Annotated in this window: 9 protein-coding genes and 1 pseudogene; all 10 read left to right on the top strand. The window is 41.7% G+C overall.

Annotated features, from left to right (window positions below; translation table 11 throughout):
* The first annotated feature begins 98 nt into the window (after positions 1-98).
* The gene (locus L1286_RS23635; protein ID WP_235409480.1) at positions 99-9,917 is read left to right on the top strand and encodes a putative Ig domain-containing protein; all 9,819 of its coding nucleotides are present in this window, start codon (positions 99-101) and stop codon (positions 9,915-9,917) included.
* 3 nt (positions 9,918-9,920) lie between these two features.
* Positions 9,921-10,388, top strand: coding sequence for a hypothetical protein (locus tag L1286_RS23630; RefSeq protein WP_235409479.1), 468 nt, complete (start codon positions 9,921-9,923; stop codon positions 10,386-10,388).
* 290 nt (positions 10,389-10,678) lie between these two features.
* Complete coding sequence (locus L1286_RS23625; protein WP_235409478.1) at positions 10,679-10,951, top strand: contact-dependent growth inhibition system immunity protein; 273 nt, start codon at positions 10,679-10,681, stop codon at positions 10,949-10,951.
* 338 nt (positions 10,952-11,289) lie between these two features.
* Positions 11,290-11,511, top strand: coding sequence for a hypothetical protein (locus L1286_RS24340; RefSeq protein ID WP_442961776.1), 222 nt, complete (start codon positions 11,290-11,292; stop codon positions 11,509-11,511).
* A gap of 41 nt (positions 11,512-11,552) precedes the next feature.
* Complete coding sequence (locus tag L1286_RS23615; protein ID WP_235409477.1) at positions 11,553-11,804, top strand: hypothetical protein; 252 nt, start codon at positions 11,553-11,555, stop codon at positions 11,802-11,804.
* A gap of 573 nt (positions 11,805-12,377) precedes the next feature.
* Entirely contained in the window at positions 12,378-12,608 is a 231-nt protein-coding gene (locus L1286_RS23610) for a hypothetical protein (RefSeq protein ID WP_235409476.1), read from the top strand.
* 75 nt (positions 12,609-12,683) lie between these two features.
* Positions 12,684-12,812: pseudogene (locus L1286_RS24335) on the top strand (hypothetical protein); the annotation flags it as partial.
* 274 nt (positions 12,813-13,086) lie between these two features.
* The gene (locus L1286_RS23605) at positions 13,087-13,623 is read left to right on the top strand and encodes an SMI1/KNR4 family protein (RefSeq protein WP_235409475.1); all 537 of its coding nucleotides are present in this window, start codon (positions 13,087-13,089) and stop codon (positions 13,621-13,623) included.
* Between the two features lie 341 nt (positions 13,624-13,964).
* Positions 13,965-14,210, top strand: coding sequence for a hypothetical protein (locus L1286_RS23600; RefSeq protein WP_235409474.1), 246 nt, complete (start codon positions 13,965-13,967; stop codon positions 14,208-14,210).
* Between the two features lie 678 nt (positions 14,211-14,888).
* A partial coding sequence (locus L1286_RS23595) for a hypothetical protein (RefSeq protein WP_235409473.1) occupies positions 14,889-20,870 on the top strand: 5,982 nt, incomplete at its 3' end.

The raw sequence follows: 20,870 nt of genomic DNA, 5'->3' as shown, positions 1-20,870 counted from the left end.
CTTATAAGTCTTATGACAATGCAGGGCGTATATATCGAGAGCGGGATGGTGAGGGGTATGTTACTGAGCGTACCTTTGATGCATTGGGCCGAGAAACGATGCTAATCAGGTATGCAAATGCGGGCAGCTATTCGAATGGCGAAATTGCTGTTGTTGCGTCAAACGATGATAGGCGAATTGATAGGCAATATCGCCAAGATGGTCAGAAAGTCTCAGTCTCTCAAGGTGAGCAGTATACGGAGTTCACGTACAACGCGTTTGGTGACGAAATTAAAAAGACGCAGTTGGTTTCGGGTACTTGGGGTAAGGCAGATGAAAAAACGATTCAGGCATACACCTACTACAATGTGCTAGGACAACGAAGCGGTCATGTAGATGAGGTGGGTTACTTAACAACATATCAGTACAATGAAAATGGTGAATTGTCTGGGCAAATCGAATATGCAAAGGCAATCACTGGCGCAATATCTGAGTCAACTCAGCCAACAGGTCAAGCGGGGAATGATGAGGTTGGACACAACCGTGAAACCTCGTTCCACTACGATAATATGGGTCGATTGACCCATAAAGTGCATCACAATGTGAGCGTGGCGGAAAAAGGGAGCAGTGAGTTTAACTACCGCGATAATAGTAAGGTGATTGAGTACAGTGAGTATGATGCACTCGGAAAGGTACGCACTGCCATCACAACCTCGTCAGATTTAGCACAGCCCGAGTTGTACTCGGGGGCAGATATCGAGAAAGCAGACCTGTTTGAATATGATGCACTTGGTCGGTTGATGACCAAAGCGAACGCACATGACAAATTTATAGATTCGGAGGTGATGTCACTCAATCAACAGCACATTGATGATTTGGGTTCAGGACTGCAGGGCAGGGAAGCGACCTCATTCAAATACGATATATTTGGCAATGTGGTAGAGCACCGTGTACATGCAGAAAGACTCGTTTCACATGAGAGTATATCTGGTCATTTAAGCGCACCCATTCAAAATAGTCTAGACAAAGTAACCCTGCATCAATACGACTCGCGCGGTAATTTGAGTAAAGAAATCGATGCAAATGGTAATAACCAAACCCACGACTATGACGCGCAAAATCGTCTAATTCAAACCACTAAGACCTTTTATAAGTGGGCATTAGAGGGCGCGTATAGCTTTAGCCACGATATCGAAGTGAAAGGTGGTGGTCTTTACGGTGATGGTAGTGAGCCAGTTAGAACTTACACTGATTTCAAAGGGCTACCTTCAGGTGTTGACTTTAATTCACAGACGGGTGTCTTGACTTTGTCTGATGCAAAAGCCAAAGACAGTATTACATATTACATTACGCTGACTGCGAGTGCCGCACATGTTGCGCCGCTGCACGAACGTACGCAGACTTTTAAGTTAACCAAAGGTCACACAACCTATACGATTAAAAATTGGCAACCAGCCGAAACTGGCAGTGAAGACGCACTCGTTACCAAATACGATTATGATAAAAATGGCAATGTGGTGTCTAAGTCGGCTGGCTTTAAATCAGACTCTAATAGCTTTATGTGGACAAGCCAATTTAATAGCTTTGGCGAAGTTGTTAAAGATGATAAAGGACAATATTTTTACAATACGGTTGGTAACCTAATCAAAAGTGATGAAGGAGATGGCGTTTACAAGTCATTCTCCTATGACAAAGCTGGTCGTATGGTGAGCGCCAACCATGCGTTAAATGGAGAAACTCATTATAAAGTTGATGGGCTTGGCCGCGTTGTGTCAATAAAAGCTCCGTATATTGATAAAGCCAATAACCTTGCTGCAAATAAGCATCAAGCTTTTGATCGCTGGGGAAATGTTATCTCAGTGACCAATGAAGAGGGGGCCATTACCCGTTCTCAATATAACCATGCCAATCAAGTTATTAAAGAAATTTTACCAATTGTAAAAGTGGTTTCAGATAGCGGTGCAGAAGCCTTTACTGCACCAGAAAATACCTATCGCTACGATGCCATGGGCAATTTGATCAGTAAGACTGATGCAAATGGTCATACACATACTTTTATCTATGATAACCGCGGAAACCAAATAGCACATCAAAATGCCGAAGGCCATATTCAACGTCAGTATCATGATATTCATGGCAATAAAGTTATTGATAAGAATGCTTTAGATCAGATTTCTGTCATGACTTATGACCAGTTGGGGCAGACAATCGAAACAGGCCGCTATGGCATTATGGCGGGTGGTAATTTGGGTTATCAACTCATCAACCGATTTGGCTATGATGCACTAGGTAACAGAACGCATGAAACAGACGCTGAAGGGGGAACGGTTGCCTATCATTTTGATGCTCAGGGCAAAGTCACATTCAGCCATGATGAAATGGGGCGTACCAAGCGTTATGACTACAATATACGTGGGCAACAAACCATGGAAGAGTTCTCAAGTATTCATGACGCAAAAGACGAGAACAAAGAGCGTATAACACGAAATTACAATGATTATGGTCAGCTCACGGGCGGCAATGATTTAAGTGGAACTAACTTTACGCTTGTTTACGGTGAAAATTATGGCACAAGTGCCAATATTAAAGGTCTAAACTCGAACGGCAATCAAGTTGATAAAAAGGATATAGGTCGTTTAATTCAACGCACTAATGAGCATGGTCAGAACCTTGTTTACACCTACTATGACAACGGTTGGGTCAAATCTATTCATGATAAAACGTACGGTTCATTTTCTGAATTTGAATATGACTTGGTCGGTAGACGAATTCGAGAACTAAAGCAGTCGTGGGATGATCTGGAGCGAGTAATACGTCATGAAACACGCACCTATTACGACAGTCACGGTCGAATCTCACGAGTCAAAACTACCGAGTACAATAACACCGCAGCGGAAGGGAAAACACCTGTTTGGGAAAAGGGCGATATTATTGCACGTACGAGGTATACGTATGATGCAGCCGGAAATCGCCGAAGCATGATAGTCGAAAACGGTTTTAATGGTGTTATCTCTGAGCTGAGCAATACCAACTCTTCGGTGTTGGAACATTCGTTTGCATTTGCCAGAGGCTCTAAAGGCGGTGGTTTTGGTGAGATCACGGTAGAAAATACACAAGGTTTAATGCCTGGCAGAACGGATATTACCTTCTTGAATGCTGGACAAATTACTTTCCAACCTGATTGGATTGGCTATGAAGTCGTCGAGGTGAGCAGCACTAAACAGATCATTAAGTTTACCCAAATTGCGCCTATTCCAGAATCTTACAGTGGAGGTAACATTGATATTAAAGTCACGACGAGAAATATCAATGAGGAGCCCAGTTCAGAAGTGGTGGGTAGTTTAGCTCTGACAGATAATGTGCTGGCTAAACCATTTGCAGGTGAAACACACACCGAGGGTGACGCATGGCAAGTGACAGTCGATGAACTGTTTGATGATATTGCAGGCAAAGGACTGACATTAAGTGACGTGGAAGTGCAGTATCTGGGGACAGAATTTGGCCCTCAATTTGATGCAAATCCTTTTGTTTTTAGTGACAGCTCAATCGCAGTTAAAAACCGCAGAGGTTCAAGCAAAACGGTGAGAATCCCTGCGGGGGAATATCGTTTTACAGTGACAGGCAATTCAAAACATGACATTGGCGGCTCGGATACCACGACATTTACAATAAATATATTAGACAATAAAGCACCCGTACATCAGTACAATTCGATGTCTATAAACGAAGGTTCAGAAGAGCTTCGGCTTAATACACTCGTAAGAGATGCTGAAAGTGATGATGTTATGTTTAATATGTCGATGTTATCTGGTTTATATTTTGATACGGATAAGGTATTCCAAGGTCACTTTTCAAAAGCGGATGAGAGCCGTTTATTTGAGCAAAATTTACGAGGGTTTGATTATGATAGTGCAGGTGTGTACCAAATTGCCGGTACTTACTACGATTATTATAACCTTACACCTCAAGAATTTAACGCCACTATTACGGTAGTTGAAGCGGATCAACCAGTTTACTATCTTGGGGGCTTCCCTGATTGGCATATTGAACCCAATATCCCGCTTGCTGAGCAGGTCGAGTTTGATATCAACCAAATCAAAGACAAAACAATTGAAAGAGACGCCGAGGATTCGGTTTCTTACAGTTTGGTGTTCAAAGAAGACCTGTCGAAGGTATCGTTAGGGGGATATTACGATAACCTTGGAAACCCAGTATACACTGACAATTTTAGTACTCACCAGCAAATACAAAACATGATCCAAAGTGGTGAAATCAAAAGTGTCGCAACTGATCTTGGTATTGTATTAGATCCTACTACAGGCGTGCTCAGTGGCTCGATACAAGATATTCATGCTGGGTCTGTAAGAGAGATTTATGTCATCGCGCACTCAACTGGTGAAATAACGCCAGCAATTGCACCCATCAAAATTCAGGTGACGGGGGCTCGGCATTTTGCAGTCCAAAAAGGCAATAATTATCAGATTAACATTACGCCTGACATGCACGGTTTTGAACAGCTAAATGACGTTGTTTTAAAATGGAACCCGAATGTCCAACTCAACAGTGATAAAACAGCCGTTATTATTAATGCGCAAGCGTCTAATGCACAAGCTCAAGCATTCTCATTGACGTTTATAGATGGCGGTCCAATTCGCGATCACATCCACGGACAGCAAGCGTCAAACTCAATAGGCGGTGAAAAAGCCGACATTGGTGATTTGGGGCACGAAAAAGAAGTAACGAGAAACTTTACTTACAAAGTGAGCGATATCATTGTTGGCGAGACTGTTCAAAATGGTTCCAAGCGTATCAACTTTAAAGATATTGATGATTGGAGTTTTACTAAATCTCAATTAGATACAATCTTTGGTGATAAAGATAATGACCCGCTTACTTATAGCATTGTGTCTAAGCCTGATTGGGTCTTGTGGGACAGCAATACGCAATCATTACGTACCGCTGAAGGTAAAAACCCAGATGGCTCTCATGTTGTTAGAATTAAAGCGTTGGATCCTAAATCTGGTCATCATGCATTTTTGACCTTAAACATACTGGTAGAAGATACCAATAATGCACCAGTGCTAACCCAGCCCTTTGGGCCTTACAGCTATTCTGAGGGTGACGCTATATCATTAGATTTCAAATCGTATTTTAGTGAAATTGATGGACAAGCGCTGAGTTTTCAAATCTACGCATTTGATCCAATTACAGAGGCCGCATTAATGCCTCAGGGTTTGTCGGCAAGTAATGGCGTGCTTAGCGGTAAGCTGGGCTTTGACAGCGAAGGTATATATGGGTTGTCTGTGACCGCATCAGACGGCGAAGCCCAAACAACGCATAGCACGACATTCAAAGTAGGGCATGCGAATGAATCCGTCATCGACATTTTTAGCCGTGAAGGACAAAGCAATGAAACACTGTTCACAAAGGAAATAACGGGTCTTACGTCTATTAGTCGAGTTGACCTGGTTGGTGCACCTAGCTTTGTGTCTGTACTCAGTGGTAATCGTGGGCTTGCATTTAAACCTGGCTATGTCGATGCAGGTGTATACTCATTTAGTGCAAAGGTATACCCAGGTCGAGAGCAACAAATCCATGGGGAGTCGTCATCAAACGCACTTGCGCTTGAAACCCGTACTGTAGACTATATGGTTGTTGTAGGTAATACGAATAGAGGGCCGGTGGCATCGAGCGGCAATACAACAATCGGCATGCAAAACAATCAGAGCTGGTCGTATAGCAAAGCGCAACTCAATACTTTGTTCAACGACCCTGATGGAGATATGTTATCGTACTCAGTCGTCTCAAAGCCAAGTTGGGTAAGTTGGGACAGCACTAGTCAATCATTGAGTATGTCAAGCCAAGTCAAGCCGACAGGGTCCCATATAATCAGAATCAAGGCGACGGACGGCTCAGGTGCCAGTGCGTATACCAATATTACGCTCAGTTTGGCTGATTCCAATAGAGCCCCCGTTTCATCTGAATTTATTATCCTAGACCAGACAGTTGGTCTCGCAATGGCGCCCATATCATTTAATCGATTTTTCTCAGATCCAGATGGTGATACGTTAACTTACGGTATTTCAGTTTTACGTAATGACGGTACTGATACGGCGGTTAGTTTGCCTGCTGGCCTCAATTTCAATAGCAGTGGTGTTTTATCAGGTACACCCAGTGCACCGGGCAATTATATAATCACTGTGACTGCTTCAGATGGTAAAACATCAGTATCAAGATCTGGTAATTTGGTAATACACTCCGCCTTTGGGGGAGGCACGTTTGGTAGCAGTGCAATGTTTTCTGTCGCAAGCTCACCAAGCCTCAGTGCTTTGAGTGCGGCACCTGAACTTGATGTGTCGCACAGTGTCAGTGCAATGTCGTTGGATACCCCAGTAGATGAAACAAGGTTACAGGCACAGCCGCGAATCGCAGCGATGTCGGTTTCGGCATCAACGAGTACACCCAGCACTACAGAAGCCGATACATCAACGGCTGCTGAAGCACAAGAATATTGGTTTACGTACGATAAGAATAATCAGGTAGTAATGGATGGCGGCCGCCTAGTTGATAACCAAGTATCGGTTGATACACAAGGCCAATATATTGAATACAACAGTCTTGGGGAGCAAAGGCTTGTTATTAGTGACCGCAATCGCGAAGCGCAACTATTCCTATATAACAGCTGGGGGCAACTGACTCAAGTTGAACGCATGCGGAATATTGATAGGCAAAATCTCTTTGAGATTAAAGACACTTTAACCCCAAGTGCACGAGGTTGGTTATCTGAGAGTGCGTTTGCATACGATGCAATGGGACGCGTCATAGAGCAGAAAAGTTACTTTGGCCGACATGCCGTTCACAAATCAGTTGTGGCCGTGTCAACTGACTTTAATCAAAACTCTCAGGCTCAGGACAACAACACGCCCAATCATTTCATTTACTATGAAGGGGCGCTTAGTCGGGTAACGCTCACAGATTATAATGCAGCAGGCGAGGTAGTTCGGGTAGACGAGCTAGCTGTAAATGGCTCTACGATTGAAGAAAAATTGAGACCGCACTTACCTAGTGAAGTGGCGTCTGCATTAGAGGTGGATTACATTTCAAGCGCATGGGATGAAAAAGATCTATCACTGCAATCGATAACTGAAGACTACAATTATAAGGTTGCAGGTCGAGTTTCAAACTATACCTACCGTCAAAAGGCAGACCTCCCCAAGGATGTCAGCGAGCTGAATCACCAATTTACCAAAGAGTATATCGGTAGAGAGCATTACTTAGAGTCCTCAGTGCTTGCTCGGGGAGATCGCAGTCACTCCGATAGTCGAAATTTGATGGATGCAGTAACCCGCTCTACCTATGATGCCAATGGCAACCGAACCAGAGTAGAAGAAGAAATCACAGATGCACGTTATACCGGTGACAAATCGGTTAATGCGCGATATATGCGTTACGATGTAGAAGGCAAAGTGCTCTCTAAAATCATCGGTAAGCAAAAACGGTTACTCACTGAAGATGACACTTACAAGACAGGCTCAAGCTATAACTACATAACACAAGAAGTGATTGACTGGGAAACCACTGCTGCTTCTGCTGTCGGGTTTACAGAAACTAAAGGGTTCATGAATAAAGAAACAGGTAGTTACTATTTGCACAGTGCCCAAAATTACCTTGGTGAAATAAACAAAGATGGCTCCAACAGTATAAAAGAGCAGCACTTCAAGTCAGCAGATGAGACAAGTGCCACCGTACTCGCTCGCCACCAAGTGAGAGCGGGCGACACTCTAAAAGGTCTCGCCAAGCTTTATTATGGTTCAGAAAATTTATGGTACATCATCGCTGATGTAAACGGTCTAGGGGTAAGCTCGGAGCTGAGCGAAGGGACCATGCTGGATATTCCGGCAAGGTCGAATCAACTTAATGGCCACGATAGCTTTAAACCAATTAACCTAGGCGAAGTGATTGGTGATACCACACCGAGCATGCCATATGTGCCACCTCCACCGGAGGCTGGGTGTAATGTGTTTGCCTCGGTGATTATGATTGCAGTTGCGGTGGTTGCGACGATTGCGACTGCGGGAGCGGCTGCCGTTGCAATGGGCGGTGTTGCAGGTACAACTGGTGTAATGGCAACGGGGGCTGCGGTGCTTGGAGGTGCATCAATTGCTGGCGCTGGAACTGTTGTCGCAGCAATTGGTGGCGCAGCAGCAGGCATGACAGCAGCTGCTGTAGGCGGCTTTGTGGGATCTGTTGCTTCGCAAGTTGTTGGTAAAGCCATGGGGGTTGTTGATAGCTTCTCATTGAAATCAGCTTTGGGTTCAGGACTGACAGCTGGCTTAACCGCAGGAGCAGGGCATGTGCTGAGAGGTGCTGAAGCATTTGCAAAACTGAATGAAGCTGGCAAAGCGATCAATGCAGTAAACAGCGCTGGTAAAGCGATTGAAGGGGTATATCAATTAGGTAGCTTAGGTAAAGCCGCATTAGGGGCTGCTGGCGCGATAAGTTCAGTGGCCGCAAATAAGTTGGTAGGAAATGAAGCCAGCTTTAGGTGGGGCAATGTTGCTGCATCCGCTTTGACTTCTTACGTTGGTGCAGAACTGGGTTTCGGTGACCCTGATACGTTAGCCGGCGGCATGACATCAGGAGATATTGTAACGGATACACTAGGCGGTATTGCGAATAGTGGATTAAGGTATGGCTCAGACAAGCTGTTTGGTAATGAGGCAAGCTGGAACTTTAAGAATATAGCGACGGATGCGTTTGGAAATGCATTGGGGAACTATCTTGTTGGGAGGCTCTCGAGTAAGCCAGCAAGCGGTAATAATACACAATCACAAGCCAACCAAAATGGCGCGAGCTCACTTGAATCAGATACAGGTAAGTTCTCACCAATAACCGACCCTGATGCTTGGTCGTTGGGTAAAGCACTTGCGGCAAGCTCTCAAGATATGACGAATCAAGCTATATCAGGTGAGGTCAATCAAGAGCTATTAAATTACGAATTAAATCGTTATTTTGCGGGTGTTAATGAATTTGGTTTCAAAGTTGATGAAGACCTAGTAAACATGGCGTTACCTACTATCAAAAAATCACACAGTGATCCTTTTGGTGGTTTCCTAGACTCAACACCAGACAATCCCTATGGATTAAGCCAAGAGCAGCGTGCAAAAGTGAATTACTTAGCAAGTAACCCTTTAATGAATGCTGAAACTTACAATGAATTAAGTTTTTATGAGCAACAGCATTATGAAATTGCACGTGATAAGCACATAATGTCATTAGCTGGACCTCAGTTGGTGGCTAGTAACGCTGATTTTGAGGCTAGCCAAAGGCTGTTAGCTGCAAAACAAAAAGCATATTTTGGTGGCCAGCGCTGGGATCAGAGGGTTGCTCAAGGCTTAAATGATAGTGCCATGCTAGCGGCCTTTAGGTACCATCCAGGTAAGTTCGTGGCAGCTCAAGCCACATATGCATTGGGTAATTCAGAACAATTCTGGCAAGGGGTGAAAATGATGCACGACAATGGGGCTGATGCCCGACTTGCACTTGCAGTTAAGAATGTAGATGGCTTTGAGGGTAAAGTTTTTGCTGGCTCAGATATCATAGGGTTCTCAGCGAAAGGTAAGTTTTTAGAATCACCTTTACCATTGATTGGTAATAATGTAGGGAAGCGCAATGTAGCTCTTCGGTGGACTGTAAATAATTTCAGTGATGTATTAAACCCATCAGTATATCAGTCAGACGCAATTCAAGAATTTGATTTGAAGCCTATTGGAATCAAGCCGTTTACACGTAATGGTTTTAAAACCGAAGCTACCTTTGGAGTACGAAATAACCTTACGAGTGGTGGAATAAGATCATCATTGAACATTAAGACGTCTTTACCTATTTCTGTCTTTGGTTGGGATCCATCCATTGCTTTGGAGATTAGAGGAAAATAGTTAATGTATATTAAGTTATACAGAAATAGAGTTAATATTGTTGACTCAAAAGAGGTGTTCAACTTAGAAAGTGATTTAGAAATAAAATTCAATGTATTCAGAAAACTAGATAGGTCAGACAGGTTCTTTATTGTTCAAAATGAAGGCGAACTGATTGAGGTTGGTGCAGCTGGCTTTTTTTCTTATTACGGGCAACAGCTAAAAAGAGAAAATGGTTGGGGTTGGGTTTATAAGGGATATGAGAAAGGTGAGTTGAGGATTAATACAGATCAGAACATTTACCTGAACAATGAGAAGGTTGGTTATATATCTTCTGGGGGTGGTGTTTTTGAGTGGCTAAAAAAAATCGTATCAAGTCAAAAAGTGGTACCATTTGAGCAGTGGTGCAAGGTAGAGTTTAACAATGAACTGCTAGATGTCGATGCAGCATTAAGTTTGTTATTTATTTATCATTCGCAAACGGTTGATTAAAAATAAAACACTCCCCAGCTAATAAAGCTGGGGTATTTTTTTAGTTTAATAACTTAAGACTGGGCAAGTCTTTGTCACTTGTCCAATGTATCAGCTTAGACCTAAAAAGCTGCTTTTTAAATGTGCCTGTCCTATTTTTTCTTTTGGATTTCAATGTTGGAAGTGGGTTTTTAAATGGAGGTATACAGCTTGAACATTTTAATAGTTTGCGGTTTATTATAGATAGAGACGATTAGCTATTAATGGTTTTAGAATAACTACAACTTACCCATCACGTTTAGGGAATTAATATGAATGATCCACTAGAGTATTTTTTTGAGGGATATTTTCATCAGGATTGGGATTTGGACTTTCCAACGCCGATCAAAGGTGTTGAGTATTTTAAATCAATGGAAAGTGAGGCCAATTGTTTATTAGTATCACAAGAATTGAAAAAGTTAATTCAAGAGTCAGAATTGCCCATCAATTTTATCTATCATTATGGAGCGAATTTCACTCCAGAAGCAGACAGAATGACGACCAAAGAATGGTTGATTGCTGCTGTTAGTATTCTTGAAAAATAGTTGAGTGAAATATCGGCTAGCTTGCCATAGCTAGCCAATGCCTTTGGTAATGCGTTGGGGAATTCTATTGTTAGAGGAATTAAGAAAAAGCAAACCCAAGCCAATGTTGATACCTGACGATAGGACAGGCAGAAATTTACTGCTAGAACTAGACTCTTTAAAAACTGTTTGAATACCCAGTTAAAGTCAATTTTGAAAGGCATGACAAGAGCAAGGAAAGCATTGATAGATTTGTCCTCGACTTCTTATTATCACAAAATAGCACGGTGCGTACGCCGTGCTTTTTTGTGTGGAGATGACAAATATTCAGGGAAGAGCTTAGATCGTAGGCGACATGGTTGATAGAGCGGTTAAAGCTGCTTAGTGATGTGTTTGCGATAGAAAACTCGGCGTATGACATCATGAGCAATCATTGTCACTTAGTTGTAAAAGTGAACCAGCAACACGCGCTGAATTGGACCAACGAACGCTGGCAAGGTTACTTGCTTTTTAAAATGTGTCTGTCCTATTATGTTTTTCTGAAACTGTTCGTCAAATTAGGTAAATTAGTCAGCTATTAATCGTAAACTTATTATAAAGAGCCATTGGTAGAGGTAGTTATATGGTTAATTATCAAGGCGTACATAATAATCAATATAAGTTGATTATTGAGGATGTTGGAGAGCACTATGCCAAGGTTTTTTCTGTAGTGAAAAAAGTAACAGGCAAGACGACAATCGAAACAAAGAAAGTATTTGATATGAGGTGTAAAGTAGTTGCTATTGCGAGTAAAAGAGAGCTGAATCAGATATCTATAGAGTTACAAAATGTTGGGGCGAAATTACGCTACGAAATTGTGGATTTAAGTGTATAAACGTAAGCTGAGTAATAATTTAGACGAATTATAAAAGACACCTAACCTATAATTTGTACATAAAATAAGAAGCTGTCTATGCTTTTACGAATGTTAAAGTATGGATGGCTTTTTTATGGCAATAGCATGGAAGAGGTAAGTTAGCTAGGTCGATACCAAGTATTGTCACTTAATATCTCGGTGTGTATGCCGTGCTATTTTTGTGTGGAGATGACAAGTATTCAGGGAAGAGCTTTGACCATAGCTGCACATGCTTAATTGAGCGGTTAAAGCTGCTTAGTAACCTAATACAGGGCAGACACTAACTTCTTGGCCTTTTTTGCCTAGTGTCACTCTATTCATTGAACATACCAACCAAACTTAAGGTGGGACGGGCACAAATTTATTGCCTAATAACATGGTGTGTACACCATGCTTGATGTGAAATGAGCAAGCACTTAGTTAAGAACATTGGCAGAGCGGGCAAGTCTTTGTCACGTGCCCAATGCGTCAGCTTAGACCCAAAAAGCTGCTTTTAAAATGTGCCTGTCCTATTATGTTTTGATATAGGGAATGGTATAACACCTAGAATTTTTGCACCTAGCTAATGGTAAGGTATATGAAGCTTTTTATCGAAAAGGTGTACTTGTAGAAGGTATCAAGTTAACGGATATGTACGTTTCATATTCAGGAGAAAATAATGACATTGGACAAAAAAATGGATATGGAATAGGAGATTACCGTAGCCGAGATACTTATGAAGGAGAGTGTAAAGATGGTAAGCCTGAAGGCTTCGGCTTGTATCTCTGGGTTAATAGCAGCTGATTTTATTTAGGAGGCTTTTTAAAAGCAAGTGAAGATGGAAATGGCACAAAATTTGTAGAAAACCATTCAAAATATACAGGAGAGTGGAAGGAGGGAAAAGAGCATGGAAAAGGCGTTAAATACTATATAAATGGTTTTCCTGAAGATATAAATCGTTGCTTCTATGAAGGGGAATTTAAATGGGGTTTCCTATTGGGAAACTAGATTGCTCAAAACGAAATGACGAAGTATTTTGGAATAGAACAATCAAAACCTGATTTAAGTAAGTTGAAAAATCGTTGATTTAATAAGCTTCCGCGGATGCATTTGGGAACTCTATTGTGAGCTGGCTAAGCACGGAGCAGAGACTTTCATCAGCTGACCAAGGCTTAAACTTAAGATGAGACAGATACAAAGTTATTAAAATATGCTTTCCCTATTATTTTTCAATTTTGTGGAATCAAGATTTCGTTAAATAAAAAATGGTTGAAGTTACTTCATGAACGATAATAAAGAGATGTTAATGCTCCTGCATGAAATTAAAAATGTTGATGTAGCAATAAGTTCAAAATTAGCAGATGACTTTTTAAAATTGGAAGAAAAACTAGGTGTAACTTTGCCTAATGATTATAAAAGTATTTGTATGAAATTCGATATTGGTGGGTTTTATAGCTATTTATATCTATTTTCACCCAAAATGGAAGGTGGGGTAGATACTGTACACAAAAAAATCAGCAATAATATTGATATGATGCTTGAGAACCTAGATGGCTTTCCTGAATTTTATGATTATAAAGTATTTCCAGAAAAAGGAGGGCTTCTTCCATTTGGATATAGTGATAATATAGATTACCTATGTTGGGTATGTGAAGGCGAATCGAGTGAGTGGAAAGTGGCTGTTAGAAGCCAAGATGGGTATGATGTTGAATACTTTGATTATACTTTAATAGACTTCCTAATTGCTTTATGGACAACAAAAGATATGAGTAAAATTCTAGGTGATTTTACCAATGGAGAAAGAATAGGTTTTCAATAAGTAAAAAACTAAGTTGGAACACACATGCTCATTCTGGCTGAGTCAGATAAATTAGGTCAGTTTTTTTAAATATAAAAACTGTGTAAAGGCAGGATAGACATAAATTTATTGCTTAATAACATGGTGTGTACACTGTTTTTTATGTTAAAAGAGTAAACGCTTAGTTAGAAACATTAGCCGACGCGGGGCAAGTCTTTGTCACTTCCCAAATGTGTCAACTAAAATCCAAAAAGCTGCTTTTAAAATGTGCCTGTTCTATTTTTTCTTTTTCTATTTCTTTTTTCCAATAATTACACTAAATATTTGGCTAGAAGAAACGTTGTTAATTGGAATGGTTGATTATGAATGAAAAACAAGTTTGCAATTTGGCAATAGAAACTTTGACTCAAAGTGGTACTAAAAAAATTCCGAGGCTAACGGGTATTAATCATATAAAAGAAGAGTATTACTGGGAGTCGACCGGTGAAACATTGTCAGAGTACTGGACTGTATGGTTTGAATTAGAAGACTTGCCATTTGGCATAGAGAATACTTTAACAGTGTATGTTCACCCGGATGGCTTAACAGAAGCACCAGATATATTATGAATTTGTAATACTCAATGCATTTGATAACTCTATTGTTAGCAAGTTGCAAGATCAGCCGAAGCCTAAGGAAACTTAAGAGAGCTTGAGATGGGGCAGGCACATATTTATGTGATGTCAGAGCTAAGATCCTGCGCGAGTAGCTGTGTATGAAAACTCTATAAATAAGGGTAACTTAAAGTGGACAGGCACAAATTTACTCTTCAACTTCCTTCTTGCTAATCATTCATTGTTTTTAGTTAGGTTTTCAATTCCCCTAAAGAACATTCAATAAAGATGAATAACTCTAATTCAATTTATACAAGTCGTTTTAAAAAAGAGGTGTCTAGTCTTAGAAGTATAATGATAGAAAGTTGACTTCTATGATTTTAAATTTTTTTTAAGTGAGAAGTCGCTAAAAATATAATTAGGTGAATGTCTCTGAAGTTAAATCATTAATTGAAAGTTCGTCACGATAAAATCGAGTAAAGTGTTTTTTTGTTTTTCAGTCTTTTTTATATTCCTTCTCATTAAGGTGGTACTTCGTGAGCGTTATGATTTGTAAATAACGTTTGTCATTTTCCTAGTGATTTTGTGCTCATAGAATTGCATGAATTAAATTTTTTACATTTAAAATTAAACTTTTTTTAAAAAAACAGGAAGAGGTAGTTAATGACGTTATTTTAACTAAAGGTATTGCAAATGGGTATTGTGTTTTCCTCAGAAGGACTCGGGCTATTTAACAGCACACTGGCAGGTGGGGCAGGCAAACAGATTGGCCAGTCTAACGAATCGGTGTTTGTGAATGCCGCTACGGGCAATTTAGTGATTCAAGGACAGGATGAAAACATAACGGGCTTGGGTCAAGGTCTAGGAGTAGTAAGAACTTACAACAGTTTAGGTGGCTTTGATGGAGACAATAATGATCAATGGCGATTAGGTTTTTTAAAGAAAATATCACTTGAGGGATCACAGAATTCATCGTCGAGTGTTGTCACTAGAACCACTGCGGATGGCTTCGAGCAACGCTTTACATACGATACAACACGTAATCTTTATGTCAGTAAGTCAGGACGCGGAGCTGATGATACGCTGCAATTCACGAGTGGTGGCGCAGCAATACTCAAAATAGATGGCACTCAGACTGAAGAGCTTTATGACGCTTTTGGTCGCCTATCTACAATTGAGAGTACTCAAGACCATAAAACCAGTATTACTTATTCAGGTGGTACGGATCGCGCAACGAGCATCATCACTAAAACCGAAACTGGCACTGAAACAACTGATCTGATTTATAATGCATCGGGCTTGTTGGAAAAGCTTGAACTGAAATCAGGTACAAGTAGTGCATTTACTCGCGTTCACTATGAATATGATACGCGAAAACGTTTGTCATCTGTTACGGTAGATTTAACGCCTGAAGACAACAGCATTGCGGATGGCAAAGTCTATAAAACAGAGTATACCTACCATGGCTCCAGCAAACGCATTCACTCCGTTAAGCAATCTGATGGTACGTCACTGACAATTGCCTATGAAGCACATGGCAATGAATTCAAAGTTAAATCACTGACAGACGGAGAGGGTAATCAAACAACTTATGACTATGTGAGTGACAATCAAACTTCAGTAACGATTGGAGGTGCGAAAACAGATTACGTATTTGACCACAAAAAGCGATTATTATCTGTTTCCCGTGTGGCACGGCATCAAATAGTCAAAGAGCAATATGCCTATAACTCAGAAGGTCGGCTGAGCCAAGTCATCAATGGGTTAGGTCACTCGACTCACTTTGACTATGATGTTTACGGTAATGTAACTAAACAAACCGATGCAAACGGTATCGCCGTCATACGTACCTACAACGAAGATAATCAGCTTCTCACTGAGCAAATTGGAGAGAACACGTCATACAATGTGTACGACACCAAACAGCGTTTACGTTTTAGTATAAGTGCTGAAGGTGGGGTGGTGGAGTACAATTACAACGCTATTGGTCAGCGAGTTAGCCAACATGTTTACACTGAAGATACTTTTGCAGGGTCAATTAAAAGTTTAACCAATTTAGAAACGTGGCTAGGTTCTGTAAACAAAGCAGCGCAGCAGCGCACAGATTATACCTATGACTTTAGGGGGCAGTTAAACAGTCGAACCACATACTCAGAGACCGATGTGAATGGGCTGGGTACAGGCACAGTCAGTACCGTAAAATATGTATATGATATGCATGGCAATCTGCTTCAAGAAACTCAACCTAACGGCAGAATATCTTCCCTTACGTATGATGGGCTGGGTCGAGTGCTGTCAAAAACCGACGCCAACCAAGCCCAGACTTCGTTTATTTATAATGACGCCACACAAACCATTTCAACGCGCTATGCCAACGGGTTGTGGGAAACGCAAACATTAGACAATACTGGTGCGTTAGTGAGCCTGGCCAAAGGGACAAGCCAAGGAGCCGGTGAACTGGGTATTGAACGTATTTACCGTGATGCACAAGGTCGGGCGGTGGCCACAGAAGATACTGAGGGCGCCAGAAGTTATGTGCTTTATGATGCAGCTGGACGCAAACGTTTTACAGTGGATGCATTGGGGGCGGTCACCAAGTTCGAATACGACAAAGCCAATCAAGTGATTGCGACCACGCAGTTTGCAACCTTGGTGAATACAAGCAACTGGTTAAACGCGGCGGGCGAACTCACCGTATCGGGTGAGTCGTTCTATGTAATGCCTGATACAGAACAAGATAGACAGACACGTTTTGTGTATAACAAAGCGGGTCAAAAAGCATATGAAGTAGATGCACAAGGCTACGTGACGCGCTTTGAGTACAACGCCAAAGGTCAACTCAGTGCAAAAACGCAGTTATCAACTCCCTTTAAGGACGAGGCGGTCAACTTAAACGACCCCAGTCAAATGAGTGATTGGTATATATTCGTTAATCAATCTGCAACCGCTCAACTGAAAGTTGAGCACGATGCTGCATATGGTGCAAAGGTGATAGTGTCGAGCACCGATGGGTTGAATGACGGGGTTGCATTGGAAAACTTCCTAGTAACAAGTAATAAATTAACTTGGGACATGAATTTTGGGCCGACAGACAATTACCAAATCTTCATTAAAATCAACACTAAAAATGGAGTTAGGTATCTATTCTATACGCCCTATAGTAATTTTCTCTCTGGAGCAAATAGTTACGAGCCACATAAAACAGATAATTATCTAAATTTCCCTCTAGGAGAAAAGTCGAGGACGGGCGACTGGGTCACGGTCAGCCGTGACTTAGAATCAGACTTAAAAAGGCTAGAGCCTGACAATGAGTTTGTTAATGCGCATGGCTTTTTGTACCGAGGCACGGGAAAGATAGGGGCTATCAACAGTATTAAGACTGGGGGCCTAGAGGCTGAAGTACTGGATAAGCTCACTGCATTGAATAGTGATAGAAGTCACTCCTATCACTATGACAAGGCCGGTAACCTTGAGTATCAGATAGACGCAGAAGGTTATGCTACACGCTATTACTACGATGCAGCTGGTAGTCAAATTGCCACACGTCAATATATAACTAAAGGCGCAATCGGTGCGTTAGTTGAGTCCACCGAAGACCGCATTAGCCATCAATTTTATAATGGACAAAGGCAGATTATTGGCAACCTAGATGCTGATGGCACCTTGACCACCTATGAATATGACAGCAATGGTCAAAAGGCCTTTGAATCGACGTATTTACGACACGTGCGCAACCACACAATTGGGAATCCATTAATATTGCCAACGGGTGAAAGGGTCACAAGTGCATGGACTTACACCAATACCGGAAAAGTACAGTCATACGCCCAAAGCGATGGAACATATACGTATTATACCTATGACGACATGGATAACGTGGTCAAAAAAGAGATCTTTGAAGACAGACCGCCCTCTGTTTATAACGAAGTGACGCTTGTCGATGATAACTTTAATACAAATGAAGCGTCAGCCTTTACGATAAAAGGTGACAGTCACAACTCCATTACCACTGAAAATGGCCGGGTTAAGTTTGAGCGCTTACCTACAAGTAGTTCACACTGGCCGAGTATCTCGTCCAATGAAACGTATGATCTGAAGGATAACTTGAATGTTCAGTTTGAAATTACAACTGGAGAGTCTCTTGCAGATACCTATTTTTATGGTGGTTTAGATAATATGGGCTCTTGGGGGTCAACGCTTGATCGCCATACTATTTACTTTAACGGTGACGTTGTACAGTCAGGCATGGTGAGAAACGGGGTTGGTGAGCCTCACAAAACGCTGATGCACCTCACTACAAATACCACGTATATCGTGCGTTTTGAAGTGAGCGATGGCAATGTCACAATTTCTGTCATACCTAAAGCGCAGCCTGAACTGGCCGTATCAATGACCGAGTCTAGTCATAGCTTTACCGCTAAGGCCTATGTGAATTTCTATAATAACCCGCGCCCTGAAAGCAAAAATTCGGTTATCTATTTTGATAATTACTCAGTATCAAAACCAGTGATGGTCGAAGCAAAGGGCACATCAGACAACTTTGATTCTGGTATGGTGTCTGAATTTGATATTGTTAGCGACAGCCATAACTCAATAACAACTGAAGGGGGGCGAGTCCGATTTGAGAGGCTAGCGACAACTAGCTCCCAGTGGCCAAGGATCTCGTCTAAAGAAACATTTGATTTAAAGGAAAACGTTGATATTCAGTTTGAGGTATCGACGGGGGAATCTCTCGCAGATACTTATTTTTATGGCGGCTTAGATAATATGGGCTCTTGGGGCTCAACACTTGACCGCCACACTATCTACTTCAATGGCAATATTGTGCAATCAGGCGTGGTGAGAGATGGCGTCGGTGAGCCGAATAAAACCCTTATGTACCTCACTAAAAATACTACGTATGTTGTGCGTTTTAAAGCGAGTGATGGCAATGTCACGATTACAGTGATGCCAAAAGGCCAACCTGAGTTGGCTGTCTCTATCACCGAGTCTAGCCATAGCTTTACGGCTAAGGCTTACGTGAATTTCTACAATAACCCGCGCCCAGGCGGGAAAGGCTCTGTTGTTTACTTCGATAACTATGTTGCAGAAAAACACGAGGTGATTTCAAGCGAAAGATACCGCTATGATTTATTGGGTAGAAAGGTCAGCACCAATGAGAAGGTAGAGCAATACAATACACCGGTAACCCCTGCTAATTGGCAAGTGTATGATGAAACAACGCCGGGAGCTACCATCTCGACATTTTATGATAAAGAGTACGGCAGTGATGTGATTAAACTGCAAGGGGACACTACGAAAAATGGGTATAGATTAAAAGGTGCGGACCTAAAAGATTGGAACTCAAAGCTGAGCAATATCAGATGGGACTTCAAATATAACGAAAATTACACGGTTTATATTAATGTCAACACCAAGCTCGGTCAGAGATATCTCCAATATAGCTTAGGTGATTTTGCGCCCAAACAAGTCAATAATTATATTATCTATTCAATGCCTGCTAATACCGCAAAAGGGCATTGGACGAGTGTCGAACGAGACCTCATTGCAGATTTAAAGGCGCTAGAACCAGATAATGAAATCTTAAACGTCAGAGAATTTTTAATCCGTGGGTCTGGTTTGGTTGGCAGTATCTCCCTTACGCCCCCAAAGCAGGCTCAGTTTGACCTTGCTGGTAATCAATCGGTTTATATCGATGAGGCAGGCAATGAAACCCGTTATTTCTATGATGCAAAAGGGCAGTTGAGGTTTGAAATTGATGCAGAGCGTCATGTCACGGAATACCAATATAACCGCTTTGGCCAACGAACCGCGACTTTGGCCTTTAAATCAGCCATTTCTGAAGCCGATTTAACAAATGCTGCCCACAATCTTGTTGGCGGTGTAATGAGCACGGCTGCGCAGTCGTATTTATCAGGTTTACGTAGCAAAGATGAAGCGGCAGTGTCTACAACCCAATTCAATCAACGCGGTCTTGCTGTATCAAAGACCGATGTAGAAGGCTACCAAACTGATTTCGAATACAATGCATTTGCTGAAGTTAAAAGTCAGATCCTACGTGAGCAGGAAGTGCTACTCTCTGACGAAATTGGACAGTGGAGTATCTATGATAAACAAACGTCAAACGCCTTAATAGCCCCTGTATATGACAGCGACCTTGGCCAGAATGTGATTGAGTTATCAGGCAACGGCAAAGATAATGGCTATATGCTGACGCGCAATGACTTTACAGATGATGACAATGCGCTGACCTCAATCAAGTGGGACTTTAAGTCTTCTGAGGATTATATCTTTTACGTGCGTCTAGATACCCCACAGGGTGAAAGATATGTCACTTACCGCAGTGATATCACAGAGCCATTCTCAACAGCGGGTTACGTTCATATCCCACTACCACATGATGGTCAAAAAGGCATCTGGCGTACAGTTGAAAAAGACGTATTAGCCGATTTACAAAAGTACGAACCAGAAAATACCATTACACGTATCAAAGCTTTCCTTATCCGGGGAACTGGCCGCATTGGTGATGTGTCTGTGCTCGGAAAAGCCCATACCGAGCTTAACTACGACAAGCGCGGACTACGCACGTCAACGTCAGTATCTGCGGGCGGTTTATTACAAACACGCTCATCCACCTATGATGCATTTGGGCGGGTCAGTTCAACAACGGATGCA

It is taken from the genome of Pseudoalteromonas sp. SMS1 (genome assembly GCF_021530565.1).
Taxonomy (GTDB): domain Bacteria; phylum Pseudomonadota; class Gammaproteobacteria; order Enterobacterales; family Alteromonadaceae; genus Pseudoalteromonas.
The sequence above is the reverse complement of the archived record's forward strand: the minus strand, read 5'-3'. Positions and strand labels throughout refer to the sequence as shown.